This window comes from Mycobacteroides immunogenum (assembly GCF_001605725.1).
GTDB classification, from domain to species: domain Bacteria; phylum Actinomycetota; class Actinomycetes; order Mycobacteriales; family Mycobacteriaceae; genus Mycobacterium; species Mycobacterium immunogenum.
Genome location: NZ_CP011530.1, coordinates 417,244 through 442,908 on the forward strand (window position 1 = coordinate 417,244; position 25,665 = coordinate 442,908).

31 protein-coding genes are annotated in these 25,665 nt (G+C 64.8%); 21 read left to right on the forward strand and 10 right to left on the reverse strand.

Annotated features, from left to right (window positions below; genetic code table 11):
* Window positions 1-41 precede the first annotated feature (41 nt).
* The 3 genes from ABG82_RS02090 to ABG82_RS02100 are packed head-to-tail and all read left to right on the forward strand — an operon-like array spanning window position 42 to window position 2,551.
* A complete protein-coding gene (locus tag ABG82_RS02090; protein WP_043078411.1) occupies window positions 42-1,235 on the forward strand; it encodes an acyl-CoA dehydrogenase family protein in 1,194 nt (397 codons plus the stop codon).
* A 13-nt stretch (window positions 1,236-1,248) separates the two neighbouring features.
* Window positions 1,249-2,070, forward strand: a complete 822-nt coding sequence (locus ABG82_RS02095) for an enoyl-CoA hydratase/isomerase family protein (protein ID WP_043078412.1) — start codon at window positions 1,249-1,251, stop codon at window positions 2,068-2,070.
* Window positions 2,071-2,110: 40 nt separating this feature from the next.
* Window positions 2,111-2,551 (forward strand): SRPBCC family protein, encoded by a 441-nt coding sequence (locus ABG82_RS02100; RefSeq protein WP_043078413.1) that lies wholly within the window; start codon window positions 2,111-2,113, stop codon window positions 2,549-2,551.
* Here ABG82_RS02100 and ABG82_RS02105 read toward each other — a convergent pair.
* Window positions 2,548-3,303: an Rv3717 family N-acetylmuramoyl-L-alanine amidase gene (locus ABG82_RS02105; protein WP_043078414.1), complete on the reverse strand. Its 756-nt coding sequence runs from the start codon at window positions 3,301-3,303 to the stop codon at window positions 2,548-2,550. The two genes, ABG82_RS02100 and ABG82_RS02105, sit on opposite strands and share 4 nt — an antisense overlap.
* 165 nt (window positions 3,304-3,468) lie before the next feature.
* Between ABG82_RS02105 and ABG82_RS02110 the strand changes: the two genes are divergently transcribed.
* Both ABG82_RS02110 and recR read left to right on the forward strand, forming a co-directional pair.
* On the forward strand, window positions 3,469-3,813 hold the full coding sequence (locus tag ABG82_RS02110; RefSeq protein ID WP_043078415.1) for a YbaB/EbfC family nucleoid-associated protein: 345 nt from the start codon (window positions 3,469-3,471) through the stop codon (window positions 3,811-3,813).
* The gene (gene recR / locus ABG82_RS02115) at window positions 3,806-4,414 is read left to right on the forward strand and encodes a recombination mediator RecR (RefSeq protein ID WP_005063138.1); all 609 of its coding nucleotides are present in this window, start codon (window positions 3,806-3,808) and stop codon (window positions 4,412-4,414) included. Before ABG82_RS02110 ends, recR begins: the two co-directional genes overlap by 8 nt.
* 1 nt (window position 4,415) lies before the next feature.
* Here recR and ABG82_RS02120 read toward each other — a convergent pair whose 3' ends face one another.
* The 3 genes from ABG82_RS02120 to ABG82_RS02130 form a co-directional block, all read right to left on the reverse strand.
* Window positions 4,416-5,129, reverse strand: a complete 714-nt coding sequence (locus tag ABG82_RS02120; RefSeq protein WP_043078416.1) for a type 1 glutamine amidotransferase — start codon at window positions 5,127-5,129, stop codon at window positions 4,416-4,418.
* Window positions 5,126-6,394 (reverse strand): Mur ligase family protein, encoded by a 1,269-nt coding sequence (locus ABG82_RS02125; protein WP_078343755.1) that lies wholly within the window; start codon window positions 6,392-6,394, stop codon window positions 5,126-5,128. The genes ABG82_RS02120 and ABG82_RS02125 overlap by 4 nt, the downstream gene beginning before the upstream one ends.
* A gap of 76 nt (window positions 6,395-6,470) precedes the next feature.
* Window positions 6,471-7,046: a hypothetical protein gene (locus ABG82_RS02130; RefSeq protein ID WP_043078417.1), complete on the reverse strand. Its 576-nt coding sequence runs from the start codon at window positions 7,044-7,046 to the stop codon at window positions 6,471-6,473.
* Between the two features lie 238 nt (window positions 7,047-7,284).
* On the opposite strand from ABG82_RS02130, the gene ABG82_RS02135 reads away from it, so the two are divergent.
* From ABG82_RS02135 to ABG82_RS02155, 5 genes are all read left to right on the forward strand, one after another.
* Window positions 7,285-7,731 (forward strand): MarR family winged helix-turn-helix transcriptional regulator, encoded by a 447-nt coding sequence (locus ABG82_RS02135; RefSeq protein ID WP_162269181.1) that lies wholly within the window; start codon window positions 7,285-7,287, stop codon window positions 7,729-7,731.
* Between the two features lie 74 nt (window positions 7,732-7,805).
* The gene (locus ABG82_RS02140; protein ID WP_043078515.1) at window positions 7,806-8,822 is read left to right on the forward strand and encodes a phosphotransferase family protein; all 1,017 of its coding nucleotides are present in this window, start codon (window positions 7,806-7,808) and stop codon (window positions 8,820-8,822) included.
* The gene (locus ABG82_RS02145; protein ID WP_043078419.1) at window positions 8,819-10,000 is read left to right on the forward strand and encodes an acyl-CoA dehydrogenase family protein; all 1,182 of its coding nucleotides are present in this window, start codon (window positions 8,819-8,821) and stop codon (window positions 9,998-10,000) included. Before ABG82_RS02140 ends, ABG82_RS02145 begins: the two co-directional genes overlap by 4 nt.
* Window positions 10,001-10,035: 35 nt before the next feature.
* Window positions 10,036-11,019, forward strand: coding sequence for a DEDDh family exonuclease (locus tag ABG82_RS02150; RefSeq protein WP_043078420.1), 984 nt, complete (start codon window positions 10,036-10,038; stop codon window positions 11,017-11,019).
* A 34-nt stretch (window positions 11,020-11,053) separates the two neighbouring features.
* Window positions 11,054-12,184 (forward strand): serine hydrolase domain-containing protein, encoded by a 1,131-nt coding sequence (locus ABG82_RS02155; protein WP_174544325.1) that lies wholly within the window; start codon window positions 11,054-11,056, stop codon window positions 12,182-12,184.
* Between the two features lie 10 nt (window positions 12,185-12,194).
* Here ABG82_RS02155 and rpsR read toward each other — a convergent pair whose 3' ends face one another.
* The 4 genes from rpsR to rpmB are packed head-to-tail and all read right to left on the reverse strand — an operon-like array spanning window position 12,195 to window position 13,150.
* A complete protein-coding gene (rpsR, locus tag ABG82_RS02160; protein WP_043078422.1) occupies window positions 12,195-12,443 on the reverse strand; it encodes a 30S ribosomal protein S18 in 249 nt (82 codons plus the stop codon).
* Window positions 12,443-12,748 carry a 30S ribosomal protein S14 gene (rpsN, locus tag ABG82_RS02165; protein WP_043078423.1) on the reverse strand — a complete coding sequence of 102 codons (306 nt, stop codon included), beginning with the start codon at window positions 12,746-12,748 and terminating at the stop codon, window positions 12,443-12,445. Before rpsN ends, rpsR begins: the two co-directional genes overlap by 1 nt.
* Before the next feature lies 1 nt (window position 12,749).
* A complete protein-coding gene (rpmG, locus tag ABG82_RS02170; protein ID WP_030095992.1) occupies window positions 12,750-12,914 on the reverse strand; it encodes a 50S ribosomal protein L33 in 165 nt (54 codons plus the stop codon).
* Entirely contained in the window at window positions 12,914-13,150 is a 237-nt protein-coding gene (gene rpmB, locus ABG82_RS02175; protein ID WP_005063156.1) for a 50S ribosomal protein L28, read from the reverse strand. Before rpmB ends, rpmG begins: the two co-directional genes overlap by 1 nt.
* A gap of 131 nt (window positions 13,151-13,281) precedes the next feature.
* Here rpmB and mrf point away from each other — a divergent pair, with 131 nt between their 5' ends.
* Both mrf and ABG82_RS02185 read left to right on the forward strand, forming a co-directional pair.
* Window positions 13,282-14,478: a ribosome hibernation factor-recruiting GTPase MRF gene (mrf, locus tag ABG82_RS02180; protein WP_043078424.1), complete on the forward strand. Its 1,197-nt coding sequence runs from the start codon at window positions 13,282-13,284 to the stop codon at window positions 14,476-14,478.
* Window positions 14,478-14,720: a type B 50S ribosomal protein L31 gene (locus tag ABG82_RS02185; protein WP_043078425.1), complete on the forward strand. Its 243-nt coding sequence runs from the start codon at window positions 14,478-14,480 to the stop codon at window positions 14,718-14,720. Before mrf ends, ABG82_RS02185 begins: the two co-directional genes overlap by 1 nt.
* A 71-nt stretch (window positions 14,721-14,791) precedes the next feature.
* On the opposite strand, the gene leuA is transcribed toward ABG82_RS02185, so the two are convergent.
* Complete coding sequence (gene leuA / locus ABG82_RS02190) at window positions 14,792-16,618, reverse strand: 2-isopropylmalate synthase (protein WP_043078426.1); 1,827 nt, start codon at window positions 16,616-16,618, stop codon at window positions 14,792-14,794.
* A gap of 187 nt (window positions 16,619-16,805) precedes the next feature.
* Between leuA and ABG82_RS02195 the strand changes: the two genes are divergently transcribed.
* The 6 genes from ABG82_RS02195 to ABG82_RS02220 all read left to right on the forward strand — a co-directional run bounded on the left by ABG82_RS02195 (window position 16,806) and on the right by ABG82_RS02220 (window position 22,088).
* Window positions 16,806-17,843, forward strand: a complete 1,038-nt coding sequence (locus tag ABG82_RS02195; protein ID WP_043078427.1) for a hypothetical protein — start codon at window positions 16,806-16,808, stop codon at window positions 17,841-17,843.
* Window positions 17,844-17,935: 92 nt separating this feature from the next.
* Window positions 17,936-18,865: a hypothetical protein gene (locus ABG82_RS02200; RefSeq protein ID WP_043078516.1), complete on the forward strand. Its 930-nt coding sequence runs from the start codon at window positions 17,936-17,938 to the stop codon at window positions 18,863-18,865.
* 13 nt (window positions 18,866-18,878) lie between these two features.
* Window positions 18,879-19,484 carry a TetR/AcrR family transcriptional regulator gene (locus ABG82_RS02205; protein ID WP_043078428.1) on the forward strand — a complete coding sequence of 202 codons (606 nt, stop codon included), beginning with the start codon at window positions 18,879-18,881 and terminating at the stop codon, window positions 19,482-19,484.
* A gap of 70 nt (window positions 19,485-19,554) precedes the next feature.
* Window positions 19,555-20,922 carry a flavin monoamine oxidase family protein gene (locus tag ABG82_RS02210; RefSeq protein ID WP_043078429.1) on the forward strand — a complete coding sequence of 456 codons (1,368 nt, stop codon included), beginning with the start codon at window positions 19,555-19,557 and terminating at the stop codon, window positions 20,920-20,922.
* A 48-nt stretch (window positions 20,923-20,970) separates the two neighbouring features.
* Window positions 20,971-21,264 (forward strand): hypothetical protein, encoded by a 294-nt coding sequence (locus ABG82_RS02215; RefSeq protein ID WP_043078430.1) that lies wholly within the window; start codon window positions 20,971-20,973, stop codon window positions 21,262-21,264.
* A gap of 86 nt (window positions 21,265-21,350) precedes the next feature.
* Complete coding sequence (locus tag ABG82_RS02220) at window positions 21,351-22,088, forward strand: hypothetical protein (protein WP_131676273.1); 738 nt, start codon at window positions 21,351-21,353, stop codon at window positions 22,086-22,088.
* 28 nt (window positions 22,089-22,116) lie between these two features.
* Here ABG82_RS02220 and ABG82_RS02225 read toward each other — a convergent pair whose 3' ends face one another.
* Window positions 22,117-22,719, reverse strand: a complete 603-nt coding sequence (locus tag ABG82_RS02225; protein ID WP_043078432.1) for a nitroreductase family protein — start codon at window positions 22,717-22,719, stop codon at window positions 22,117-22,119.
* 85 nt (window positions 22,720-22,804) lie between these two features.
* On the opposite strand from ABG82_RS02225, the gene ABG82_RS02230 reads away from it, so the two are divergent.
* The 3 genes from ABG82_RS02230 (at window position 22,805) to ABG82_RS02240 (ending at window position 25,663) form a co-directional block, all read left to right on the forward strand.
* Window positions 22,805-24,070, forward strand: a complete 1,266-nt coding sequence (locus tag ABG82_RS02230) for an aspartate kinase (RefSeq protein ID WP_043078433.1) — start codon at window positions 22,805-22,807, stop codon at window positions 24,068-24,070.
* On the forward strand, window positions 24,067-25,101 hold the full coding sequence (locus ABG82_RS02235) for an aspartate-semialdehyde dehydrogenase (protein WP_043078434.1): 1,035 nt from the start codon (window positions 24,067-24,069) through the stop codon (window positions 25,099-25,101). Before ABG82_RS02230 ends, ABG82_RS02235 begins: the two co-directional genes overlap by 4 nt.
* Before the next feature lie 67 nt (window positions 25,102-25,168).
* Window positions 25,169-25,663, forward strand: a complete 495-nt coding sequence (locus ABG82_RS02240; protein WP_043078435.1) for a hypothetical protein — start codon at window positions 25,169-25,171, stop codon at window positions 25,661-25,663.
* Window positions 25,664-25,665: the final 2 nt, after the last annotated feature.

A 25,665-nucleotide genomic window follows, 5' to 3' on the forward strand; every position in this document is an offset into this window, starting at 1 on the left:
GTGTGTCATCCATTAATGATTGCGCAGGTTGCGAGGTTTTGATGACGAGTTCGACAGCAGTGCAGCCCGACGCCGTTCAGCGCGCACGTGAGCTCGCTCCGGCCATTGGCGCCAGGGCTCTGGAAGCGGAACGCCTGCGGCGGATGCCCGATGAGACCATCGCAGAACTGTCCCGGTCGGGGCTCTTCAGTTTGATGGCGCCGCGACGCTACGGAGGCGACGAGGCAAGCCTGGAGACCCTGGTGAGTGCCGTCATCGAAGTGGGTAAGGTCTGCGGCTCGACCGCATGGATCTTGTGCATCTACGGGATTCATAACTGGCTCGCCGGGCTGTTCCCGGAGAAGCTGCAAGACGAGATGTTCGGGTCGGTGCCGGCCGGTTCCCCCTTGCTGTTTCCGGGCAGCTGGTCACCTTCAGGTATCGCCACCCCGGTCGAGGGTGGCTACAAAATAACGGGGCGTTGGCAATTCGGTAGCGGTGTGTGGCACTCGTCATGGGCGTCCGTCGCCGCAGTGGTGCAGCATGCGGAGCCGCCGAAATACCCTGACCTGCGCACCTTCATGGTGCCGCGGGCCGAGCTGGAGATCATCGACACCTGGTTCACCTCGGGCCTGCGCGGCACCGGCAGCATGGATATCGCCGTCAACGATGTCTTCGTTCCCGACCATCGTGTGCAGGAATTCGGTCCGCTGGCGCGGGGGCAGTCGCCGTCCGCCGATCTGCACGGGTCCGCCATCTACCGGATACCGCTGTTCTGCGCTCTCTCCAATGTCGCGGCCGCACCGGCGGTCGGGATGGCGCTGGGTACCGCCGAGTTGTTCACCGAGAAGATCAAAACCCGGGTGATGCGGTACTCGATGCAGGAACAGTCAAAGCTCGCGACGGCGCACCGTCGCGTGGGACATGTTGCCGCACAAGCAGAATCTGCCCGGGCTCTGTTGCTGGACACAGTGCGGAATGTGGAGGACAAGCTGCGTTCGGGCGCGGGATTGACGACGGAGGATCGGGTGCGGGTGCGCCGCAACTGTGCCTACGTCGTGGAGGTGTGTAAACAGGCCATCGGTGAGGCGGTCGAGGCCTGCGGAGCGTCCGCGCAATACGAGGACTCGCCGCTGCAGCGTCACCTACGTGACGTGAACACTTTGTCCACACACGTTGTGTACGACACAGATTCGGCCTACGAGCTGTTCGGGCGGGTGGAACTCGGGCTGCCGCCGGGATCCGTCGCGTTCTGATGAGCGCCGGCTCGTGAACACCGAGGTGCCCGAGCTCGCCGGGTTGCGTTGTGCGCTCGAGGATCGCGTGCTGACCGTACTGTTCGACCACGGCGAGCTCAATCTCCTTGACGGGCCGCTCATGTCGAGCCTGTCACGGTTGGCCCGCTGGCTCTCGGGCCGCGACGACGTGACGGTGGTGCTGTTCGGCAGCGCCAACCCGGATTTCTTCATCGCCCACCTGAATGTCGAGATTCTGCAGAAGGATTCGGCACGTACCCCGGATTCGGTCGAATCCTTTCAGCGATTGGTGGGCCGCTTTCGGGCCTTGCGGCAGGCGACGATCGCCCTCATCGAGGGCAGGGTCGCGGGCGGCGGCAGTGAGTTCCTGCTCAACCTGGACATGCGGTTCGCGGTTCGCGGCAGGGCGATTTTCAATCAAGTGGAGACCGGTCTGGGCATCGTGCCCGCCGGATCAGGCCCGCAACACCTGGTGCGGGAGATGGGCCGGGCACGGGCGCTTGAGGTGATTTTGGGTCACGAGGATTTCGGCGCCGACCTGGCGGAGCAATACGGCTGGGTGAACCGTGCCCTGGACCCCGATGAGGGGTGGCGGTTCGTGAATCGGCTCGCCCGCCGTATCGCTGTCAATCCGCTGGAACTGATCGCCGGCGCCAAGGCCACGGTAGATGCGCTGGCCAGCGACCTGGAACCGGGATTGGCCGCCGAGCGCACAGCGATTGTTGCCGCGTTCGCCGACGCCCACAGCACCCGCCGCATCGAGCATTTTCTGCGACGAGGCGGCCAGACGCTGGAGGGGGAACGTGGCCTCGGCGATCTGGTGGGTGACCCCTAGACTGCGACTACAACCAGTAGTAGAACCAAAGGGAGAACTCATGGGTCAGGTCAGTGCGTCCAGCTCGGTGTTGATCGACGCGACGCCAGAGGCAGTGCTCACCGCGGTTGCCGATTACCAGAATGTGCGCCCGAAGATCTTGTCCAGCCACTACCGCGATTACCAGGTGCTTGAGGGTGGCCAGGGTGAGGGCACCGTCGCGTCCTGGAAACTGCAGGCCACCGAGTCGCGTGTGCGCGACATCAAGTCGAGCGTGAGCGTGGCGGGACACACCGTCATCGAGAAGGACGCCAACTCCACCCTGGTGACCAGCTGGACTGTCGCACCCGCCGGAGCCGGTTCCTCTGTCACCACCAAGACCGAGTGGACCGGCGGCAGCGGTATCAAGGGATTCTTCGAGAAGACCTTTGCCCCGTTGGGACTCAAGAAGATTCAGGCTGAGGTGCTGGGCAATCTGAAGCAGGTCGTAGAAAAGGGCTAGCCGCCGGCGGGAGCGGCCTCGGGTGCCGGGGCCGGTTCCGCGGCGGGCGCGGTACCGCTGAGGTACGCGACGATGCCCTGAACCACGGCCTGTGCGTACTTGGACCGGCCTTCGGGGCTGGTCATCATCGCGGCGTCCTGGGCGTTCTTCATGTTGCCGAGCTCGACGAGCACCTTCGGGTGCTGGGCGAGGTTGAGGCCCGCCAGATCGGACCGGCCGTAGAGGCCCCCGGTACCGATGTACGTCGCCGGCGTCAGGCCGGCGGCCTGCAGGCTGTCGCGCATGGTCTTGGCGAAACGCAGTGTGGGCTCACCCTGCACGGCGTTCACCGGTGGGCTTGAGTAGTTGACGTGGAAGCCGTGGCCACCGGCCGGGCCGCCGTCAGCGTGGATGCTCACCACCGCGTCGGGGTTGTAGCCGTTCTCGATCTCGGCACGCTTGTCGATGCACGCCGCGAGCTTGTTGTCGTCACCGCGGGTCATGGCCGTGCGCACACCCAGCTGGGTCAGCTGCTGTCGGATGAGCAACACGGTGTTCCACGTGAAGGTGTGCTCGGGGTATCCGCCGTCGGTGGCGGTGCCGCTGGTCTGACAGCTTTTGGTGCCGCCGCGGCCGTCGGGCACCTGGTTGTTGATCGAGCCGTCATTGGCACCGTTGTGTCCGGGATCCAGTACGACGATGCGTCCGGCGACGCCGGGTGCCGCGCTCGCGCTGAAGATGGTGGACGCAGACGGTGTGACGGCGGGCAGCACCGAGACCGATGCCGCTGTCAGTAGCGCCGTCCCAGCCAGGCCCGCGGCGCGCCAGAAAGTCACTCGCACGTGGCCACGGTAGCCCCGACGGCAGCTACCCTTGTTGACGACCCGCCGAGGCCCGGCGAGCGTGACCAAGTTGATACCCGTCTGTTAAGGAGACCCATGCAACCCGGAGGCGCCCCGGATATGTCGGCCCTGCTCGCGCAGGCACAGCAGATGCAACAGCAGCTGATGGCTGCTCAGGCGCAGATCGCGGCGGCCGAGGTCACCGGGGAGTCCGGCGGCGGCTTGGTGCGCATCACCGGTAAGGGCAGCGGTGAGGTGACCAACGTCCAGATCGATCCCAAGATCGTCGATCCGGAGGACGTGGAAACTCTGCAGGATCTGATCATCGGTGCTCTCGCCGATCTGTCGTCGAAGACCCAGGAGCTGGCCACACAGCGGCTGGGCCCACTGGCAGGCGGCCTCGGAGACCTTGGCGGAGGGCTGGGATTGCCCGGTGTTTGAGGGCCCGGTCCAGGACCTCATTGACGAGCTGGGCAAGCTTCCCGGGGTAGGACCCAAAAGCGCGCAGCGCATCGCCTTCCATTTGTTGGGTGTGGAGGCGCCTGATATCGATCGATTGACCGCGGCCCTGACGCGCGTGCGCGACGGGGTCCAGTTCTGCGAGGTGTGCGGGAACGTCTCCGATAAGGAGCGCTGCCGCATATGTGCGGACCCACGCCGCGATATCGCCCTCGTCTGTGTGGTCGAGGAACCCAAGGATGTGCAGGCCGTCGAGCGCACCCGCGAATTCCGCGGCCGCTATCACGTGCTCGGTGGGGCGCTGGATCCTCTCTCGGGCGTCGGGCCGGACCAGCTGCGGATTCGGGAGTTGTTGACCCGCATAGGAACCGAGGAGGACGGAGTCTCCATCTCCGAGGTCATCATCGCCACAGACCCGAACACCGAGGGCGAGGCCACCGCGACCTACCTGGTGCGGATGCTGCGGGACTTCCCCGGGTTGACGGTCACTCGACTTGCTTCCGGCCTGCCGATGGGCGGAGATCTGGAATTCGCCGACGAGCTGACCTTGGGCCGCGCGCTCTCCGGGCGCCGTCCGCTCTAAATCATTTGGCGGACAAGCGTTCCCTGCGCAGTCGCGCTATCTCATCCAGGTCCAGGGCGGTCAGCTCGGGCACGTTCATGGCCCGGGCCAGCAGCAGGTCTGCCAGTTCGGGGTTGCGGGCCAGGCAGGGCCCGTGCATGTAGGTGGCGATCACACTGCCCTGCACCACGCCGTCGGCGCCGTCGCCGGCGCGGTTTCCCGCGCCGCGTGAGACCCTCGACAAAGGTGCTGCATCCGGCCCCAGAACCGTTCCGCCACGGTGATTCTCAAATCCGGTCAGGGTGTCTTGGAGTTCTTCCATGATCGGCACCCCGGCCAATTCGCCGATGGTGCGCGCGTCCTGGGGGCTGGTGGTCACATCCAGCAGGCCGACCCCCTCGACGCGCTCTCCGGATGAGGTCTCGTACCAATGCCCGAGTACCTGGATGGCCGCGCAGATGGCCAGCACCGGCGCCCCACGCTCGGCGGCGCGCTGCAATCCGGGATGCGCGATGAGGTGGCGGGTGGCCAGGCGCTGGGCGTAGTCCTCGGCCCCGCCCAACGTGTACACGTCCAGGGAATCGGGCACCGGATCGGCCAGGGTGATCTCCACGATCTCGGCGTCGATACCGCGCATCCGCAACCGCTGCCGCAGCACGACGGCGTTGCCGGAATCGCCGTAGGTACCCATGACGTCGGGCAGGACTAGACCCACGCGAACGGTGGATTCGCTCATACCGCACCACCTTTCGCCAGCGCACGGTTGAGATTGAGGAAGGCGGTGTAGTTCGCGATGACATCGACCCTGCCGGGTGGGCAGGCCTTGATTGCCTGTACCGGATCGTGCTGCAGGGTGTGCGTGACGCTGGCGTAGGTAAGCCGGACCGCCAGATCGGTGCCGCGCTCTCCTGCCGCGACGACGGGAGGCACGGGGGATTCCTCGTTGTCGCAGGCGAAGTGTTCGAAGTTGACGTCCCACAGCCAGGACAGGTCCTCGCCGTCGGGCACCTGCCCGTTGACGGCGATGACGAGCCCGTCGGCGTCGGTGTCCACCATGGACAGTGCCTCTTGCCAGCCGGCCGGATTTTTGGCCAGCAGCAGCCGAACAGTGTGGTCGCCCAGGTCGATGCTGCGGTAGCGGCCTGCGACCTGATCGACGGCTGATACCGCGTCGACGGCGGGGCCCGGACGCGCGCCCAGCTCGACGGCGGCGGCCACTGCCAGGGTGGCGTTGCCCCGGTTCGCGGTGCCGGGCAAGGTCAGCGACATGGGCAGGCTGATTCCGCTAGGGCCGTAGATGCGGTCGTCGTCGAACCACCAGTGTGGGTCGGGCCGGGAGAAGTCGGTTCCCGTGCTGTACCAACGGTTTCCGTCGCGCATGATCAGTTCTCCGCTGCGCGGGCAGCTCACCGAGTCGCCGGCCCAGCCGCCGCCTGCCGCGACCCAGACGACATTGGGGTTGTCGTAGGCGGCCGAGGTCATCAAGACGTCATCGCAGTTCGCGACGATCACCGCGTCCCGGTGGCGGGACAGCCCCTTACGCAGGGTGCGTTCGATGTTGTTGATCTCGCCCACGCGGTCGAGCTGGTCCCTGCTGAGATTGAGCAGCACGATGACCGCCGGGTCGACCGCGTCCGCGACATGCGGCACGTGCATCTCGTCGACCTCGAGCACCGCGACCTCGGCCTCACGGGTGCCGGCCAGCGCGGCGACCAGACCGGCGTCCATGTTGGAGCCCTCGGTGTTGGTGGCCACCGGTCCCACGGTCGCCAGCGCGGCGGCGGTCATCCGAGTGGTGGTGGACTTGCCATTGGTGCCGGTGATCAGGATTGTGCGGCGGCCGCGGCCCAGCTGCGCCAGAACCGAGCCGTCCAGCTTGAGCGCGACCAGCCCTCCGATCATGGAGCCCGCGCCCCGACCGCTGACCCGGGATGCCCAGCGCGCGGCGGAGCCCGCAGCGAGTGCGACCCGGCCGCGCGGCGATAGATGCTCGTTGGGCATTCGCGCAGTTTATGGGAGGCGGTGGATCGCCCGTGCGGCTGGAGGGGACGGCCGCACGGGCGATCGGGATTGCCCTTTAGGCAACCGCGCTCTGCAGTGACCGCTTGACCTCATTCACCGTGGCCAGGAGGGTGGTGCCGGCCTCGGCCAGCTTCTCCTTCTGCTCGTCGGTGCCGGTCAGTGCGATAACGCGCGCCAGGCCGGCGATCTCGGCCAGGCCCGAGCGGAGCTTGAGGACATTGATGAGCTTGGGGAAGACCTTGGCGCGGATCGCCTGCGCCGTGTGGCTGGTGATGCCGCGCTTCGCCAGCACCTTCAGGCCGAACTCTGTCAGCGCCGCTACGCCGTCCTCGGTCTTGACAACACCCTTGTGCGCCAACCGCTCCAGGACACGCTCGACCACTGGCTCGGGTAGCAGGATCTCGCCGTCGGATGTGTCCGACACACGTTGCACGATCTGCGCCGCGCTGGCCGGACCGTCGAGCAGCAGGGAAGCGGTGACGGCGCGCTTGATGCGGAAGCCGAAGCCGGCGGGGCCGAATCCGGGGCCGCCCAATCCCGGTCCGCCGAAGCCGGGTCCACCAAATCCAGGCCCACCGAATCCGCCGAAACCGGAACCGGGCCCTTCAAAGCCTGCGAATGAATCAGACATCTAACTCTCCTTTTTTGATGATCAGGCAGCCGGCCGGTCGTCGGCTGAACCTGTATCAATCTCCTTGATACCTGCGCCGAATCGGCTATGTCAAGGTTCTTGATATGAGTTGGCTGAGAATTGCGTATGAATAGGTAATCCCTTGCGGGGCAAGGGCTCGATCGCTCACCAGGCGGAATCGGCCGAGGGTGTGCGGAGACCAGGGGTTTCCGCACCCTGCTGTGAGGTTCGTGCCAGGATGCTTGCGATGAGTGAATCCGATGAGGTCGAGCCGCTCGGTTACCTGATGTTCCGGGCCGGCGCTGTGATGCGCCCGCGAGTGCTCGCCGCGTTGCGGCCACTAGGGCTCGGCATGCCGGAATTCATGTGCCTGCGGATGCTCAATGAGAGCCCCGGGCGGACCAGTGCCGAGCTGGCGCGTGAGAACAATGTTTCGGCGCAGGCGATGAATCAGGTGCTCAACGGGTTGCAGAATGTTTCGCTGGTTTCCCGGCCGACAGTGCCCGCCTCGGGTCGGGCGTTGCCGGCGAAGGTCACCGCCAAGGGCAAGGCGCTGCTCAGCCGGGTGGAACAGGCGATCTGGGCCGCGGAAGACGAGATGTTCGGCGGATTGGGCGCCGACGATCAGCGCGAACTGCGGCGAATATTGGGGCGGCTGATCGAGACCGCGGGCGAAAATGAGTGAGTGGCCGCCCTTCCAACCAGTCGGTTGGGTTAGCCGCTAGGGTAACGCGTGTGTTCCGCGCCACATCAGAGACGATGCCGCAGGATTGGGCTGCGCTCTCGGCGTGGGTGACGCGGCAGGGACACACGCTCGATACCTCGGTGGTCAAACAATTCGCCGGCGGCAGGGCGAACCTCAACTATCTGGTCACCCTCGACGGGCAACCGGCGGTGTTTCGCCGCCCGCCCGCGGGTCCGATTGCCGAAGGCGCCAACGACATGGCCCGCGAATGGCGGGTGCTCTCGCGGCTGAACGATGGCTTCACGCTGGCCCCGCGCGGGCTGCTGTACTGCGACGACATGGACGTGCTGGCCGCGCCCTTCCAGCTGATCGAGTACCGGGAAGGGTTGGTGATCGGTGGAGAGCTGCCCCCGGATCTGCCCGTGGACGCCCCGGCGCGTATCACTGCCACCCTCATCGAGGCGATGACCTCGCTGCATCGGGTGGCACCCGAGAGCGTCGGATTGGGTGAGCTCGGTAAACCCGAGGGCCTGCTGGAGCGTCAGCTCACCGGCTGGACGCGCCGGGCGCACGCGGTCTGGCCGGAGGGCCTGCCCGGTGTTGTCACGGACCTGACCTCGCGGCTCGCGGAGCAGATTCCCGAGCCCACGGCGGTCACGCTGCTGCACATGGACCTCAAGCTCGACAACATGCTCGTCGACCGGGACACGTTGTCGCCCAAAGCGATCATCGATTGGGATATGACCACCCGCGGCTGTCCGCTGTTCGACCTCGCGATTCTGGTGTCGTACTGGATGGGGCCGGATGATCCGCGCGAGGTGCAAGCAGTCAATCAGATGCCCACCACGGCAGAAGGTTTCGTCAAACGCCAAGATGTCATCGACGCCTACTTCGCGGCGGCAGGCATGACGCCACGGCCGCTGCAGTGGCACGTGGCCTGTGCGCGGCTTCGTCTTGCCGTCGCGTGGATGCAGCTGTTCCGCAAATGGCAGTCCGGTGACTTGGTGGGTGCGGACTACCCAGACTTCCAGAACATCGCCATGTCCGTTCTTGACTGGGCGGCAACACAATTCACCGAGGGAGAAATATGATCGACTTCAGCATTCCGGAAGAGCTGGCCGCTAAGGCGCAGCGGGTACGCGAGTTCGTCACCGAAACCGTGATTCCCTATGAGCGCGACCCTCGCCTGACCGCACACGGACCCACCGAAGAGCTGCGCGACGAGTTGGTAGGAAAGGCGCGGGCCGCCGGACTACTCACCGTTCAGGCGCCGGAATCCTATGGTGGCTGGGGTCTTTCACACATCGGCCAGGCAGTGATCTTCGAGGCGGCGGGATGGTCGACCCTGGGCCCCATCGCCATGAACTGCGCCGCGCCCGATGAAGGCAATATGTTCCTGCTCGGCAAGATCACCAACGAAGAGCAGTCCGAGAAGTTCCTGCGGCCCGTCATCGAGGGGCACCAGCGTTCGGCGTTCGCGATGACCGAACCTGACGGTGCCGGATCGGACCCGTCGCAGCTCAAGACGTCGGCGACCTTCGACGGCCAGAATTTCGTCATCAACGGCCGTAAGTGGCTCATCACCGGCGCCCGCGGCGCCAAGACATGGATCATCATGGCCAACCTGGAGGCCAACGATCACCTGCCCGAGGGACCCACGTTGTTCCTCTGCGATGGCGAGACCGAAGGGATTGTCATCGAACGCATCATGAACACGATGGACCGCAACTATGCCGAGGGGCACGCTGTGGTGCGGTTCGACAATCTGACGCTGCCGCGGGAGGCGCTGCTCGGGGAGACCGGCCAGGCCTTCCGGTACGCGCAGCTGCGGCTCGCCCCGGCCCGGTTGACGCACTGTATGCGTTGGCTCGGGGCCGCCGCCCGTGCTCAGGACATCGCCGTGAACTACGCGCGCACCCGGACCTCGTTCGGTAAGACCATCGGCGAGCACCAGGGAGTCTCCTTCATGCTTGCCGACAATGAGATCGCGCTGCACCAATGTCGGCTCACCATCTGGCACGCCTGCTGGATGATGGACAACGGCGCCAAGGGGCGGCACGAGAGCTCGATGGCCAAGTCGTTCGTGTCCGAGGAGCTGTTCAAGGTCACCGACCGGTGTGTGCAGGTGCTCGGCGGTATCGGCATCAGTGACGAGACGCCGGTCGAGATGATCTTCCGCGATATGCGTGCCTTCCGTCTGTACGACGGCCCGACCGAGGTGCACAAGTACGCCATCGGGCGTCAGGTGCTGCGCACCCCGCGCGCCTAGAGCGGCTTGTCGGTCCCGCATGTCATCCTTCAGTCATGCCGATCTGGGGGCAGATGCCCGACCATAGCCCCAAGTGGGTGGTGGTTGACCTGGAGACTTCCGGTTTTCAGCCAGGTCGGGCGCGTGTCATCAGTGTCGCGGCGCTCGCGCTGGACGCCGATGGGACCGTCACCGACAGTGTGGTGAGCCTGCTCAATCCGGGTGTCGATCCGGGGCCGACGCATGTGCACGGACTCACGCCGGAGATGTTGGAGGGCCAGCCGGAGTTCTCCGATGTCGTACCGGACCTCATCGCGCTGCTGCGGGGACGGACCCTGGTCGCCCACAACGTCGGTTTCGACTACTCGTTCTTGGCGGCCGAGGCCGAATTCGCCGGAGCCGAGCTGCCCACCGAGGCCGTGATGTGCACCGTCGAGCTGACCCGCCGGCTCAACCTCGATACCCCGAACCTGCGTCTGGAAACCCTTGCCGCGCATTGGGGTGTCGAGCAGCTCAAGGCGCACGACGCCTATGACGATGCCCGCGTACTGGCCGAGGTGCTGCCGAAGGTGCTGGAGCGGGCACGGGCGCGCGGCACCTGGCTGCCGATCCGTGAGACTACGCGCAAGCGCTGGCCCAACGGTCGCGTCACTCACGATGAGCTGCGCTCGCTCAAGACGGTGGCGTCACGCCAGCCGTGCCACTGGCTGAATCCCGGTCCGTACACCGCCGGGCAGCCGTTGGTGCAAGGCATGCGTGTGGCATTGAGTTCCGAGGTGGCCCGCACCCACGAGGAACTGATCGAACAGCTCATGCAGGCCGGTCTCGCCTACGCCGACACGGTCGACGAGGACACCTCACTGGTGATCTGCAATCAGGAAAACCCGGAGCAGGGTAAGGGATTTCACGCACGGTCGCTGGGTGTTCCGTTGCTGGATGACGAGACATTCATGACCGAGGTGCGGCGCGTGGTCGGCGGTACGGATATCGAACAATTCACGGTTCCCAGTCGCGCCGGAGCACAGTACTCGCTGTTTTGATGAACACACCCTGATGCGTCGAATCCTCGCTGTAATGCTCACGGTTGCGTTGCTGGTCGGCGCGTGCGGGAGGCATTCGGCCATCACCGTCGCCGACTTGGACGCGCAGACTGCTACCAAGCTGGATACCGCCATCAACGAGGTGCTGGCGCGCGCCGCGGTACCGGGCGCCATCGTCGGAGTGTGGGGTCCCAAGGGCAAGTATGTGCGGACCTTCGGACTCGCGAATACGACGACCCGGGCGCCGATGCGGCCGGACTTCTATCACCGGATCGGTAGCGTCACAAAGACCTTCACGGTCACGGCGGTGCTTCAACTCGTCGACGAGGGCAAGATCGGACTTGACGATCCGATTGCCAAGTATGTCGCCAAGGTGCCGAACGCTGACAAGATCACGCTGCGTGACCTGGCCCGAATGCAGAGCGGGCTCTTCAACTACTCGATGTCGCTGGCTTTCAGCCGTGATCTGGAGACCGATCCGCGCCGCCAGTACAGCACCCGTCAGCTGCTCGATTACGCCTTCGCGCAGCCGCCCAACTTCCCGCCGGGGCAGGGCTACGAGTACAGCAACACCAATGCGGTGCTCTTGGGGCAGGTGGTGGAAAAGGTCAGCGGGCAGCCGCTGCCTGCCTTTGTGCGCGATCACATCACCGAGCCACTCGGCATGAGCCACACCAGTTTTCCGGACACCAACGCGATCCCGGATCCGCATGCGCAGGGCTATACGCAGTTGACGCCGACAGGGCCGATCATCGATAGCACCGATTGGAGCCCGTCCTGGGCGTCCTGGGCGGGTGCCATGATCTCGACGCTGGACGACCTGCGGATCTGGGTGCCCGCGCTGGCCACCGGCGCGCTCCTGCGGCCCGATACCCGGGAACAACGGCTGCAGACTGTGGCCATGCCGCCCGTTCCCGACGATATTCGTTATGGCCTAGGAATTTTCGACGCGCGGGGATGGATCGGTCACAACGGAAGCATCCCCGGCTATCAGACCCTGGCCATCTATTCGCCTGCCGAGCAGACCACGGTGGTGGCCTTGCTCAACACCGATGTGGCCAAGCAGCCGGCGCAGCCCAGCACGCTGTTCGGCACCGCGATCACCAAGGTGATCAGCCCGGATCATGTGTTCTTGTTGGAGAACGCGATTCCGCAGCCGCGGTAGTTCGGCTTGATCAGGCGTAGGGCAGCAGCGCCATCTCGCGTGCGTTCTTGATCGCGTTCGCGACCTGACGCTGTTGTTGTACCGTCAGGCCCGTCACCCGGCGTGACCGGATTTTGCCGCGCTCGGACAAGAACATTCGCAGGGTGTTCGTGTCCTTATAGTCAACCTCTGAAACACCCAACTTGGCAAAAAGATTGGGCTTGGCAGGTTTGGTGTCGACCAGCTTGGCGCGACGATTGCGCGTGGTCTTGGGAGCCATCACCAGCTCGCTTTCCGCACGCCGGGCAGCGACCCGTCATGCACTAGTTCACGGACGCGCACGCGGGACAGTCCAAATTTGCGCAGGTACCCGCGCGGCCGGCCGTCGACGGCGTCGCGATTGCGCAGTCGCACCGCGCTGGCATCGCGTGGCTGGCGAGCCAACTCGGCCTGCGCGGCGATGCGCTGCTCTTGGGTGCTCGACGGCTGCCGGATGATCTCCTTGAGTTCCGCGCGCCGCTCGGCATAGCGCTCGACGATGGCGCGGCGCTGTTCGTTCTTGGCGATCTTCGACTTCTTGGCCATCTCAGCGCTCCTCTCTGAATTCCACGTGCTTACGCACTACTGGGTCGTACTTGCGCAGCACCATCCGGTCCGGATCGTTGCGGCGGTTCTTGCGGGTGACGTAGGTGTATCCGGTGCCCGCGGTGGACCGCAGCTTCACAATGGGGCGAATTTCGTTGCGTGCCATCAGAACTTCCGTCCCTGCGCGCGCAGCCGGGCTACCACGGCCTCGATACCGTCACGGTCGATCACCTTGATGCCCTTGGCGCTCACCCGGAGCTTGATGCGCCGGTCCTCGGAGGGCAGGTAGTAGGTCTTGAGTTGGATATTTGGTGACCAGCGGCGGCGGGTGCGGCGGTGCGAATGCGATACCGCGTTGCCGAAGCCCGGCGACCGCCCGGTCACCTCGCAGTGTGCGGACAAGGGAAGCTCCATTCATACCCATTTGGTAATGGGAATCATTTTCGACAAGTGCTGTTCGAGACTGTACCGTGAACGCAGTAGTAATGAAAATCGTTTGCATTTAGCGGCAAACGTGCTGGAAAGGGAGAGTCATGCGCACGCCGGTGGTACTCGTGTCCGGGCAGACCGACACCGATGCGGTCGTGCAGACCTTGGCGCGCGACCCGGGAACCGTGGTCGTCACGCACCGGTTCGACGGGCACATCGTGAAGCGATCGGTTGTATCCGGTGGTGGCGTCCGGGCTCCTCAAGTGACCGTTCTGGAGCTGGCCCATGGTTGTGTCTCGTGCACCATCCGCGACGACCTCCTGGTGCTCCTACGCAAGCTGCATCGGCGCGACGACGTGGGCAGGATCGTGCTGCATCTGGATCACTGGCTCGAAGCGGACCCAATCTGCTGGGCGATCAACACCGTGCCCGTCCGTGTGGGTCCGGGGTTCATCGACGGGCCGGCGGCGCGCGATGTCAAGATCGCCGGAGTGGTGAGCTGCGTCGACAGTGCGCACTGGATGGAGCAGGCGCTCGGCGACGATGAACTCCCGGATGGCCGCACGGTGGCGCAAGTGGTGATCGGTCAGGCCGAGTTCGCCGACGTGCTGTTGGTGCGCAATCCCGAACCCGAGGTGCTTTCGGTGTTGCGGCGTTTGGCGCCACGGGCGCGCATCACCGCGCGCGTCGGTCGCGTCGAACAGGCCCTCGACCACCTGGAGGACGACGCACGGTGTGGCCGTGCCGACAATCCCCATGGCGCGCTGCTTGCCGGGCAGCCCTCGCTGGCAGCCGACGGTCGCGTCGCGTTGGTGGAATTCAACGCGCGCAGACCATTTCATCCGCTGCGGCTGCATGCCGCCATTGACATGCTGCTCGACGGCGTGATTCGTACCCGGGGCCGGCTCTGGCTGGCGACCCAGGACCAGCAGGCCATGTGGCTGGAGTCCGCCGGGGGCGGGTTGAGGGTATCTGCTGCTGGAAAGTGGCTAGCGGCAATGGATTCAACAGAGGTGCGGCGGGTCGACCTGGAGCGCCGGGCATTCGCCGACCTCATGTGGGACTACCAGTTCGGGGATCGCCACAATGCGATGACGGTGCTGGTCTGCGGTGCCGACAGCGTCGAGGTGCTCGACGCGCTACGCGGCGCGCTGTTGACTGACGACGAAATGGCAAGGCCCGCAGAATGGGATGAGTTTGAGGACCCGTTCGGCGACTGGCATGAGGATCCGTGCGAGCACCTGGCTGAGGCTGAGGCCTTCCTTTCCTACGGCGACCACAACACAGAAGGGAACCACTGATGAAACCCGGAATCCACCCCGACTACCATCCCGTCGTCTTCCAGGACGCCACCACCGGCAAGATGTTCTTGACCCGTTCGACGGTCACCAGCACGCGCACCGTCGAGTGGGAGGGGCAGGAATATCCTTTGATCACCGCCGAGGTGACCGCGGACTCCCATCCGTTTTGGACAGGAGATCGCCGAATCGTGGATACCGCCGGTCAGGTCGAGAAGTTCCGCCGCCGGTACGGGACTCGCTAACCGGATCGAGAGCGAGCCTGACGCGGGAATTCGACTAAGAATCCGCGCCAGGCTCGCGTTCGAAGTGAGCGCTAGCGGGTACGAGCAGCACGGTTGACCGCCGACACCACGGCCCGCAGTGAGGCGGTGGTGATGGACGGCGCGATACCGACACCCCAGACCGTCTGGGCCTCACCGCCGTCCGGGCCGACAACCATGGCCTCGACGTAGGCGGCCGCCTGCGCGTCGTCTCCGGCGCTCAGGGCGTGCTCGGAGTAGTCCAAGACGTTGACGGTGTAGCCCACGGTAGCCAGCGCATCGACGAAGGCGGCCAACGGACCGTTGCCCGTGCCGTTGACTTCCGTTTCCTTGCCGTCGATCTTCACCACGGCGGCAATGGAATCCGTGCCGCCATCCTCTTCGGACGCGGTCACCTTCTGGCGAATGCGCTCCAGCGGGGTGATCGGTGCCAGGTACTCCTCGGCGAAGACGTCCCAGATCTCCTTGGGGTTCACCTCGCCGCCCTCACCGTCGGTGATGCGCTGGATCGACTGTGCGAACTCGATCTGCAGCCGGCGGGGCAGCACCAGTCCGTGATCAGACTTCATGATGTAGGCGACGCCGCCCTTGCCGGACTGCGAGTTGACGCGGATCACGGCCTCGTAGTTGCGGCCGACATCCTTGGGATCGATGGGCAGGTAGGGCACCTGCCACAGGATGTCGTCTACATCCGAATTCGCGTCATCCGCATCGCGTTTCATCTGATCCAGGCCCTTGTTGATGGCGTCCTGGTGGCTGCCCGAGAAGGCGGTGTAGACCAGATCGCCGCCGTACGGGTGCCGCTCGGGGACCTTCAGCTGGTTGCAGTACTCGACGGTGTGCCGGATCTCGTCGATGTTGGAGAAGTCGATCTGCGGGTCGACACCACGGCTGAACAGGTTCAGTCCCAGGGTGACCAGGCAGACGTTCCCGGTGCGCTCACCGTTGCCGAACAGGCAGCCCTCGATGCGGTCGGCGCCCGCTTGGAAGCCCAATTCCGCTGCGGCGACGGCTGTTCCACGGTCATTGTGCGGGTGCAGGCTCAGGATCACCGAGTCTCGGCGGGCCAGGTTGCGGCTCATCCACTCAATGGAGTCCGCGTACACGTTGGGGGTCGTCATCTCCACCGTCGACGGCAGGTTGAAGATGATCGGGTTCTCCGGAGTCGGCTTGATGATGTCGCCGACGGCGTTGCACACCTCCACCGCGTACTCCAGCTCGGTACCGGTGTAGGACTCGGGGGAGTACTGGAAGCGCCAGTGGGTGTCGGGGTATTTCGCGGCCTCTTCGACGCATTTATGCGCGCCGTCGGTGGCAATCTTCTTGATCGCGTCCTTGTCGCCGCGGAACACCACCCGGCGCTGCAGGATCGACGTCGAGTTGTAGAAGTGCACGATCACCTTGGACGCGCCCTCGCACGCCAGGAAGGTCCGCTCGATCAGCTCGGGGCGGCACTGGGTCAGTACCTGGACCGTGACGTCGTCGGGGATGGCGTTCTCGTTGATCAGCTCGCGGATGAAGTCGAAATCGGTCTGGCTGGCCGACGGAAAACCGACCTCGATTTCCTTGAAGCCCATCCGGATCTGCAGATCGAACATCCGGCGCTTGCGCGCCGGGCTCATCGGATCGATCAGGGCCTGGTTGCCGTCACGCAGGTCGACGGCGCCCCATTGCGGTGCGCGGGTGATCACCTTGTCGGGCCAGGTGCGGTCGGGCAGCTCGATCTTCTCTACCTCGTCGGCGAAGGAGCGGTACCGGTGTACCGGCATCGAGCTGTTCTTTTGGGTGTTCCAGGCCGGTTGGCCGGCCGCCCGGGGGCCGTTTGGGGTAACGACACTGCGGGGGGTGTAGTTGAACTCGTCTGAGGAGAAGCTAGTCATGGGAAGGCTCCGGGAGTTTGAGGGGGATCTCGACCGGCACGCCAACAACCCGCGACAGGAAGCCGGTCTGGATCAGACCCTGTCGCGGCGTCGGAGGAGGAGCGTCCGCTGCATAGAAGGGGACTCTACCAGCCGCGAGCGGCCTACTCATCTGGCAAGCTCGGAGAGCATGTGGGTACGGAGGGGGATGGCGGCGCTGGCGATTCTGCTGGTGGCTACCGGCTGCACACGCACGGTCGCAGGGCAGGCGCACGGAGGCGAACCCGCGCCCGGAGCCGACTCCTTCTTCCAGGGCGGACCGCCGGATTACGGCCAAAAGCTGGACGCGCAGGAAGCGACGACGCTCACCTATGCACGGGCGCTGCGGCGGGTGGACCCCTGTGGGTTCGCGGCCGGTCTCAAGGAGTTCGGCGACCCGGGACAGGTCGTCGGCGACTTTCAGATCTGTTATGCCAGCGTGAAAGTGACCGGCGACCCCAGTCTGACCGAGGTGTCCTATGAGTACTCGATGCAGGACAAACGCGGCGACTCCGCCGCTTTTCGGGTGGGGTCCGTTCCGGTCTACGCGACCGGAGACGAGTGCGGATACGAGGTCCCGCTCGGACTTGAACGGCTGCCGGGAGCGCCGTCGAGCCCCACGCTGCAGGCCATGATGTCGGTCTCCGCGTATCTCTACGGATCGGAGGAGTATTCGGATCCGGATTGCCGAATCGCCAGACAGGTGGTGACGGGAATCGTCAAGCAGCTCCCCTCCGGGTTGCAGCCGCGTTCTGCGCTCAGCGCCTACCCCATCAAGCTGGCCGAACGGGACCCATGCGAGATCTTGGCGGAGTACCCGGGCAAGGCGCGTGAGGTGTCGATCGACCTGTTGGGTGACCCCTTTGGCTGTGACTTCGTGCTTCCGGATGCCGATATCAACTACACCGTGCGGCTCACCAGCAGCGTGGACGACTTTCCTGATGCCTACACCAAGTCCACGCGTGACGGTGTGACGTACTTCCAGAATGAGGACCCGTCGCGGCTCGCCGGGTGTCATGCGCTGGCGCTGGTTGGAGATCCGCTGTACCCCAGAGATATTGGTGGTGGGGCGGCCAACACCGACGCTGACGCGTACTTCCCCGCCGTGGTGGCCAGCGCCTACACCGGCAGAGATCGCAAGGACTGTGGGCATATGCGGGAGATCCTGGACAAGGCGGTGCGGCTATTCGCAAAATCCGCCCGGTAGCACTGCTGGTCGCCACGCTGGTGGCGATCGCAGGATGCACCACCGTCGTCTCCGGTACCCCCACCGGGAGTCTGCCCGCGCCCACCGGTCAGATGTTGTTCGAGGGTGCGGTGCCGAGGTACGGCCAGAACCTGAACGAGAGGCAGACCGCGCAACTGGCCTACTTGCGGGCGCTGCGGCGGGTGGATCCCTGTGGTCTTTTGTTGAAACTCAAGGATATTGGCGCGCCCACATACATTTCCGGGGACGTGGGAGGCTGCTTCGGGTCCGTCAAGGTCGCGGGTTCGGCGAACCCGTCCAGTGTGGGGCTGTCGCTGATGTTGGGTGATTACTCGCGTGAGGAACCCGAGTTCAGACTCGGCGGAACACCGATCTATCACACCGCCGGGACGTGCGTGTACGAGTTTCCCGTGGCATTGGACAAGCTTCCGGGCGCGCCGAAGGTGACCAAGGTGGGTACGCCGGCGTTGCGCGTGGTGGTCGTCGATGGTTCTCGCAGCGCGCTGGGGCCGAACTGCAAAATGGCACAACCTGTTATCGGTGTGCTGACCGGGATGAATCCCGCCGATATGCCGGTGCGCGACGCGTTGAGCGCGTATCCCATCAAGATGGCCGAGCGTGATCCGTGCGAAATCCTTGGGGAGTACCCGGGGCAAGCGGACGAGGTGAGGTCGTCACTCTTCGGCGATCCGTACGCGTGCCGGTTCTCATTGCAAGACATCGATACTCAATTTGAGCTGACCATCAGATCGGGTGTCGATCCGCCGTCGCGGTTGCGTGCGGAAGTCCGGGATGGCGTCGAGTACTTTCACGGCCAGGACGACAGTATGTGTACCAGCATGGTGCGTCTGGGCAAGCCGCTGTACGCCCGCGATGTGCCGGGCGGCGCCATCCAGGAGAGCAGCTCACCGGAGCGGGTTTTCATCGAGGTGCTCAGCTTCTCGTTGGGGAAAGGCGACTGCGGATCCGCCCGGGCGATGATCGACAAGGCGGTTCGGATCTTTCGCGGTTCGTTCGACTGAGAGGAGCTTTCTGATGCCATACGTCGAGTCGGCGCAGCGCACCAAGGAGGCGGTTGCCGCGGCGCGGGTCGTCTTGATGCGGGAGGGGGTGGGCCGCACCACGATGCGTGCGGTCGCCGCTGAGGCAGGTATCCCGCTGGGAACTCTTCAGTACGTCTTTCCCAGTAAGCAGGGACTGCTCAAGGCGGTCATTGAGGACATCGTGGGGGAGATCGCCCAAGTACTGCGCGGTGCCGCGGAGTCCGAGACCGGCCTGAACAATGCGATCCGCCGCGGCACGCGCAACTTCTGGTCGCAGCTGGTGGACGACCAATTCAAGCTGCAATTGGTCCAGGTTGAGTTGGTCACCCATGCCCTGCGCACTCCCGGCTTGGAGAATCTCCCGGCCTGGCAGTACGAGCGATACACCGAGAACGTCGCCCTCTGGTGCAGAGAGGCCGCGAGCCGGGCCGGCGAGCGTTGCGCGGTCTCCTTCGACCGGTTGGCCCGGGTGCTGGTGGCCGGGGTCGATGGGCTGATCATGCAGCACATCGTCGACCCGAACCCGGAGCGTTCGGCAGAGGATTTGGAGTCGCTTACCGAGATGCTGATCGCCCTCGCGTCCGTAACCCCCGCGTAGCAGCGCCTTGCGATGAGTCGGACAGCCGCTTACTCTTAAGTCAGTCATACGACTGACTTAAGGAGATGTCATGGTAGAGATGGACGTTGTCGTCGTCGGCGCCGGTCTTGCGGGGCTGTCCGCGGCGCGCAAGCTGGTGGCCGCGGGAAAGTCGGTTCGTGTGCTTGAGGCACGCGACCGGGTCGCGGGACGCAATCTGGGCGGATTTCTGAGCAACGGTGTGCCCGTGGAGCGAGGCGGTCAGTGGATCGGGCCCACCCAAACCACCGTGCTTGAGCTGGTTGCGGAACTTGGGCTGGAGACCTTCGCCAGTTATGAATCGGGTGACTCGCTGACGATTCTGGACGGTGAGCGTATTCGCTACAGCGACGAGTACTTCGGCATCCCGGCCGAACATCTACTCGAGGTGGGCCGGTTATGGGCCAGGGTCGAGGAGCTGGCCGCGACCGTTCCTCCCGAGGCCCCGTGGCAGGCACCCGACGCGCACAACCTGGACCGGCAGACATTTGACTCGTGGTTGACCGAGAACACCACCGATACCGTTGCTCTGCGGTTTTTCCGCTTCGTCGTCCCGGCTGTGTTCTCCGCCGAGTCGTCGGAGATGTCACTGCTGCATTTCTTGACCTACCTCAAGTCCTCCGGAAACAGTCTGCAAACCTTGCTGTCTTTGGGAGGCGGTGCGCAGGAACGTCGTGTGGTCGGCGGTACGCACCAAATTTCGGAACGGCTGGCCTCAGAACTCGGGGACAGCGTGCAGCTCGGGGCCGTGGTGCGCACCATCTCCCAGAACAATGAGGGCGTGGCGGTGTCGTACGAGGACGCCGACGCGTCGAGCATCGGAGTGGTCACCGCCCGGCAGGTGATCGTCGCAATCCCGCCTACGCTCGCCGGACGGATCCGGTACTTACCGGCGTTGCCCGCGTCGCGCGATGGTTTGACTCAGCAGATCCCCGCCGGTGCGGTGATCAAATTCCAAGTCGGATATCCCACGCCGTTCTGGCGTGAAGACGGCTTGAGCGGATTCGTCGCCAGCCTCGACGACGCGTTCAATCCCGTCATGGACAACTCGCCACCGGATGCTTCGTGCGGAGTGCTGGTCGGTTTCCTGGAGGGCGCGCATGCACGCACAGCGGCCGAGCTATCGGTAACGGAGCGGCGCCAGATCATCGTCGACACGCTGGTGAAGTACTTCGGCCCCCAGGCTGCTGAACCGTTCGACGTCGTTGAACAGGACTGGACGGCAGAGGAATTCACTCGGGGCTGCTACGGCGGACGGCTCGGTGCCGGGGTGTGGACTCAATACGGCAAAGCACTCGCCGCGCCCGTCGGCCGCATCCACTGGGCCGGAGCGGAGGTGGCGCACGTCTGGAACGGCTACATGGAGGGCGCCATCCTCTCGGGCCGGCAAGCGGCCGATGAGGTACTTGCCGCACTTTGATGCCTGAAATCGACTGCGTAGCAGCGGACTATCTGGCAAGCTGCCTGGGTGCGCGGGTGGGGTTTCGGGGCGGTTTTGGTCTTCTGGGTGTGCCTGTTATCGGCATGCACGGTTGTGGTGCCGGGCGCGGTATCGGGCCCTGAGCCGGATCTCGGCGCGGATGTGCTCTTCGTGGGCGAGATTCCGGAGTACGGCCAGCAGTGGAGCGCCACGGACAAGACACGGCTGGCGTACACGCGCGCCCTGCGCCGCATCGATCGTGTGGGTTCCGTGACGCACTCAGCGGTATCGGTCAGCCCGGTGCCGTCGACTTCCGGTTCTGGGAATGTGAAATCGAATTAAAAGTGCCGGGCCACAGTGATATTCGAGTACAGGTCGGGTTGATCTACTCGACAGTGCAGAGCAGGTTCGAAAGACTCGTGTATGACATGGGTGACGCCAAGGTCTATGAATCGTCACTGTCCGAATGCGTATACGAAGTACCGTTGGCCCTCGACAAGTTGCCCGGAGCTCCGGAGTTGACCGGCGATAAGCAACCCTTGTTGCAGGTTGTGGTCCACGAATTCGATGATAGCGGACTGGGCATATGCACGATTGGGTTGCCCGTCGCCACCGCAATCGCCAAGCGGATGCCGCATGGGATTCCTGTCCGCACGGCGTTGAGTGCCTATCCCAGCAAGCTTGCCGAACGCGATCCCTGCGAGATCCTGAAGGAGTACCCGGACAAAGTCCGAAATTTAGGCCAGGACAAGGATGCCGGGAGTGCGAATGGCGACTTTCCGTTCGAGTGCGCCTTCTCGTTGGAAACTCCCGACGATGCCGGCATGGAATACTCTGTGGGCATTGATGTTTCGTACCTGGGCCTGCTGGAACTGGAGGGGTATTCCACGGTTCGGCGCGAGGGAATTGACTATTATTACAACGAGGTTCCGCAACAGTTTGTGGGATGCAAAGCGGCGGTCCTCTTGGGAGACCCCCTCTACAAACGAGATTCGGCCGGGAACCTGATCGAGGATGCGCGCGATGCCAAGCGCAGGGCGTCGGTGACGGTCATGGCCCGTGCGGCCGGCAGTGGTATCGGATACGGCGGCACCACCACCAGCTGCGGGAAACTCCGCGATCTGGCCGATAAGTCGGGCCTGATCTTCCGGGACTCAGCGCGCTAGCCCGGAGACAGTTCCGGGCGCTCCGTGCCTATCCGCCGTACGCGTTACCCCAGCGCTCCGCGAACGCGATATCGCTGAGCGCGGGGCGCTGCCGGGGTGCGTGGTCGCGTTCGACGGTCGACTCCTCGGCGCCCTCGTAGCTGTCCAGTACGGACCCGATTGCGACAACCGCGATGGGCCGCACGTTCTCGGGGATGTTGAACACGGCAGATGCCTCGTCCACCCGGAAGCCCGCCATCGGGTGGGTGTGCAGCCCGTGGGACCGGGCCTCCACCCCCAGCTGGGCGATGGCGAGACCGGTGTCCACCGTCGCGTACACCGCGGTGTTGTCGTCGTCACCCAGGTCGGTGCTGACCAGGACCAGTGCCGCCGCAACTTTTGCGTAAGAGTTTCCGCGATTCAGCACATCGGCGAGAGCCGCGTAGGTGGCGTCACCGCGGCGCCCCACGATGTACCGGACCGGGAAACGCTTGCCCCAACTCGCCGCCCAGCGACCGGCTTCGAGCAGGGCTGTCAGGGTTTCTGGAGCGAGATCGGCGTCCGGATCGAAGTTCCGCGGACTCCACCGCGAGGCGATCAGCGGCTGGATCGGAACCGTGGTGTCAGCAATGCGTTCGGTGGGGTTGCCCATGCGGGCCAGGTTATCGAGTTGTCCGACCCTCTATCCTGAGGGCCGGGGTCTGACCGACCTTGACCGAACTGCAGGAAGGTATGCCGTGGCGCTCGTCGTCCAAAAGTACGGCGGATCGTCGGTCGCAACGGCCGAACGCATCCGCAGGGTCGCCGAACGCATCGTCGAGACCAAGAAGAATGGCAACGACGTTGTCGTGGTTGTATCTGCGATGGGCGACACCACTGACGAGCTGCTTGACCTGGCTCAACAGGTCTGCCCGGCGCCTCCGCCCCGTGAGCTGGACATGCTGCTCACCGCGGGCGAGCGAATGTCCAACGCCCTGGTCGCGATGGCCATCCACTCACTTGGCGCCTCGGCACGCTCGTTCACCGGTTCGCAGGCCGGCGTCATCACCACCGGCAAGCACGGCAGCGCCAAGATCATCGACGTCACTCCGGGGCGTCTGCGGACCGCGCTCGACGAGGGCCAGGTGGTCCTGGTCGCCGGATTCCAGGGTGTGAGCCAGGACAGCAAGGACGTGACCACGCTCGGGCGTGGTGGCTCCGATACCACTGCCGTCGCGCTGGCCGCCGCGCTGAAGGCCGACGTATGCGAGATCTACACCGATGTTGACGGGGTCTTCACCGCCGATCCGCGGATCGTGCCGAACGCGGCCCGCCTCGACAAGGTCAGTTTCGAAGAAATGCTGGAGATGGCGGCGGCCGGGGCAAAGGTGCTCATGCTGCGCTGTGTGGAGTACGCCCGGCGATACAACGTTCCGGTTCACGTGCGCTCGTCGTACACCGACAAGCCCGGCACGATCGTCAGCGGATCAATGGAGGACATTCCCGTGGAAGAAGCAATTCTCACCGGTGTCGCGCACGATCGCGGCGAGGCCAAGGTCACTGTCGTCGGCATTCCCGACGTACCCGGCTATGCCGCCAAGGTGTTCCGTGCGGTCGCCGACGCCGAGATCAACATCGACATGGTGCTGCAGAACGTCTCCAAGGTGGAGGACGGCAAGACCGACATCACCTTCACGTGCCCCAAGGAGAACGGGCCCACCGCGGTGGAGAAGCTGGACTCGCTGAAGAACGAGATCGGGTTCTCGCAGGTGCTCTACGACGATCACATCGGCAAGGTGTCCCTGGTCGGTGCGGGTATGCGCAGCCATCCGGGTGTTACGGCCACCTTCTGCGAGGCGCTGGCGGAGGCGGGCGTCAACATCGAGCTGATCTCGACTTCCGAGATCCGGATCTCGGTGCTGGTCAAGGACGATGAGCTGGACGCCGCGGTGCAGGCCATCCATAACGCCTTCGATCTGGGCAGCGAAGAGGAAGCCACCGTGTACGCGGGGACCGGGCGATGACCAGTATTGCTGTTGTCGGTGCCACCGGTCAGGTGGGCGCCGTCATGCGAAAGCTGTTGGAAGAGCGGGACTTCCCGGCCTCTTCGGTGCGGTTCTTCGCCTCGGCCCGCTCCGAGGGCAAGAAGTTGACGTTCCGCGGCCAGGAGATCGAGGTCGAGAACACCGAGACGGCCGACCCAGCGGGCCTGGACATCGCGCTGTTCTCCGCCGGGGCCACCATGTCCCGGGTGCAGGCCCCGCGGTTCGCCGAGGCGGGTGTCACGGTCATCGACAACTCGTCGGCCTGGCGCAAGGACCCGGATGTGCCGTTGGTGGTCTCGGAGGTCAATTTCGACCGTGATGTGCGGGGCGTCAAGCTGCCCAAAGGCATCATCGCCAACCCGAACTGCACGACCATGGCCGCGATGCCGGTTTTGAAGGTGCTGCACGACGCAGCCGGGCTTACCCGGCTCATCGTGTCGACCTACCAGGCAGTGTCGGGCAGTGGCTTGGCGGGCGTGGAGGAGCTGGCCACCCAGGTGCGTGCCGGTATCGACGGTAGTGAGCAGCTGGTGCATGACGGCTCCGCGGTCACCTTCCCCGAGCCGGTGAAATATGTTGCGCCCATTGCCTTCAACGTAATCCCGTTGGCAGGGTCATTGGTCGACGACGGCTCCGGTGAAACCGATGAAGATCAGAAGTTGCGCAATGAGAGCCGCAAGATCCTGGGTATTCCAGAGCTCTTGGTGAGCGGCACGTGCGTGCGAGTGCCGGTCTTCACCGGGCACTCGCTGTCGATCAATGCCGAGTTTGAGCATGAGCTGACCCCGGCGCAGGCCACCGAGCTGCTCGGTACCGCGGCCGGTGTCACCCTTGCTGACGTACCAACGCCTTTGGCGGCGGCGGGTGCCGATGACTCCCTGGTGGGCCGGATCCGTCAAGACCCAGGTGTTCCCGGCAATCGTGGTCTGGCGCTGTTTATTTCCGGTGACAATCTTCGGAAGGGTGCGGCGCTCAACACGATTCAGATCGCCGAGCTACTCGTCGGCTAACTGACTCACGGGAAGTTCACAGGGTTTTCCTGCGGAGAGTCCAGGCTTACCGAGTCATTCTCGGGGCATGACAAATGCAGAAATACCCGAAAACCCAACTGAACCGGTGCCTGCCGTGTCCACGGTTGCCGCCGCGGAGCCGGCCCCGAAGAAGTCCCGCAACCTCGGCAAGGTGTTGTCGATAGCGACGGTTGCCGCAGGCGGTGCCTGTGTGCTGGCCGCGACGTTCGGTGCCGGCCTGATGGTGGGCGCGCATACCCACCACCATGGCGAGCATCGTGACCGGGCGGCGATGATGTTCCGTCACGGTGGACCCGATGCCGGCATGGCTCGCGGTGGCGGTGACTGGAACCGAGACCGCGACCGTGGCTGGAATGGTGACCACGGGCGAGACTGGGGTCGCGATGGCGGCCGCGATGGACATGAGGGGCGCGATCAGCGCGGCGACCGGGACAGCGACAATCCCGCGAATCCGGGCTGGCAGCGCACGCCGCCAACCGGCCAGCCGCCGAGCGTGACCATCACGGTGCCGCCGGGGCCGGTCGCGCCGCCCCGCCCGTAGTT

What these genes read in the sequence shown, in the direction of transcription:
- ABG82_RS02090 (WP_043078411.1), top strand. Translation starts at nt 42, where the DNA reads ATGACGAGTTCGACAGCAGTGCAGCCCGACGCCGTTCAGCGCGCACGT.
- ABG82_RS02100 (WP_043078413.1), top strand. Translation starts at nt 2,111, where the DNA reads ATGGGTCAGGTCAGTGCGTCCAGCTCGGTGTTGATCGACGCGACGCCA.
- ABG82_RS02110 (WP_043078415.1), top strand. Translation starts at nt 3,469, where the DNA reads ATGCAACCCGGAGGCGCCCCGGATATGTCGGCCCTGCTCGCGCAGGCA.
- ABG82_RS02120 (WP_043078416.1), bottom strand. Translation starts at nt 5,129, where the DNA reads ATGAGCGAATCCACCGTTCGCGTGGGTCTAGTCCTGCCCGACGTCATG.
- ABG82_RS02125 (WP_078343755.1), bottom strand. Translation starts at nt 6,394, where the DNA reads ATGCCCAACGAGCATCTATCGCCGCGCGGCCGGGTCGCACTCGCTGCG.
- ABG82_RS02130 (WP_043078417.1), bottom strand. Translation starts at nt 7,046, where the DNA reads ATGTCTGATTCATTCGCAGGCTTTGAAGGGCCCGGTTCCGGTTTCGGC.
- ABG82_RS02135 (WP_162269181.1), top strand. Translation starts at nt 7,285, where the DNA reads ATGCTTGCGATGAGTGAATCCGATGAGGTCGAGCCGCTCGGTTACCTG.
- ABG82_RS02140 (WP_043078515.1), top strand. Translation starts at nt 7,806, where the DNA reads ATGCCGCAGGATTGGGCTGCGCTCTCGGCGTGGGTGACGCGGCAGGGA.
- ABG82_RS02145 (WP_043078419.1), top strand. Translation starts at nt 8,819, where the DNA reads ATGATCGACTTCAGCATTCCGGAAGAGCTGGCCGCTAAGGCGCAGCGG.
- ABG82_RS02150 (WP_043078420.1), top strand. Translation starts at nt 10,036, where the DNA reads ATGCCGATCTGGGGGCAGATGCCCGACCATAGCCCCAAGTGGGTGGTG.
- ABG82_RS02155 (WP_174544325.1), top strand. Translation starts at nt 11,054, where the DNA reads ATGCTCACGGTTGCGTTGCTGGTCGGCGCGTGCGGGAGGCATTCGGCC.
- rpsR (WP_043078422.1), bottom strand. Translation starts at nt 12,443, where the DNA reads ATGGCTCCCAAGACCACGCGCAATCGTCGCGCCAAGCTGGTCGACACC.
- rpsN (WP_043078423.1), bottom strand. Translation starts at nt 12,748, where the DNA reads ATGGCCAAGAAGTCGAAGATCGCCAAGAACGAACAGCGCCGCGCCATC.
- rpmG (WP_030095992.1), bottom strand. Translation starts at nt 12,914, where the DNA reads ATGGCACGCAACGAAATTCGCCCCATTGTGAAGCTGCGGTCCACCGCG.
- mrf (WP_043078424.1), top strand. Translation starts at nt 13,282, where the DNA reads ATGCGCACGCCGGTGGTACTCGTGTCCGGGCAGACCGACACCGATGCG.
- ABG82_RS02185 (WP_043078425.1), top strand. Translation starts at nt 14,478, where the DNA reads ATGAAACCCGGAATCCACCCCGACTACCATCCCGTCGTCTTCCAGGAC.
- leuA (WP_043078426.1), bottom strand. Translation starts at nt 16,618, where the DNA reads ATGACTAGCTTCTCCTCAGACGAGTTCAACTACACCCCCCGCAGTGTC.
- ABG82_RS02195 (WP_043078427.1), top strand. Translation starts at nt 16,806, where the DNA reads ATGGCGGCGCTGGCGATTCTGCTGGTGGCTACCGGCTGCACACGCACG.
- ABG82_RS02200 (WP_043078516.1), top strand. Translation starts at nt 17,936, where the DNA reads ATGTTGTTCGAGGGTGCGGTGCCGAGGTACGGCCAGAACCTGAACGAG.
- ABG82_RS02205 (WP_043078428.1), top strand. Translation starts at nt 18,879, where the DNA reads ATGCCATACGTCGAGTCGGCGCAGCGCACCAAGGAGGCGGTTGCCGCG.
- ABG82_RS02210 (WP_043078429.1), top strand. Translation starts at nt 19,555, where the DNA reads ATGGTAGAGATGGACGTTGTCGTCGTCGGCGCCGGTCTTGCGGGGCTG.
- ABG82_RS02220 (WP_131676273.1), top strand. Translation starts at nt 21,351, where the DNA reads ATGGGTGACGCCAAGGTCTATGAATCGTCACTGTCCGAATGCGTATAC.
- ABG82_RS02225 (WP_043078432.1), bottom strand. Translation starts at nt 22,719, where the DNA reads ATGGGCAACCCCACCGAACGCATTGCTGACACCACGGTTCCGATCCAG.
- ABG82_RS02235 (WP_043078434.1), top strand. Translation starts at nt 24,067, where the DNA reads ATGACCAGTATTGCTGTTGTCGGTGCCACCGGTCAGGTGGGCGCCGTC.
- ABG82_RS02240 (WP_043078435.1), top strand. Translation starts at nt 25,169, where the DNA reads ATGACAAATGCAGAAATACCCGAAAACCCAACTGAACCGGTGCCTGCC.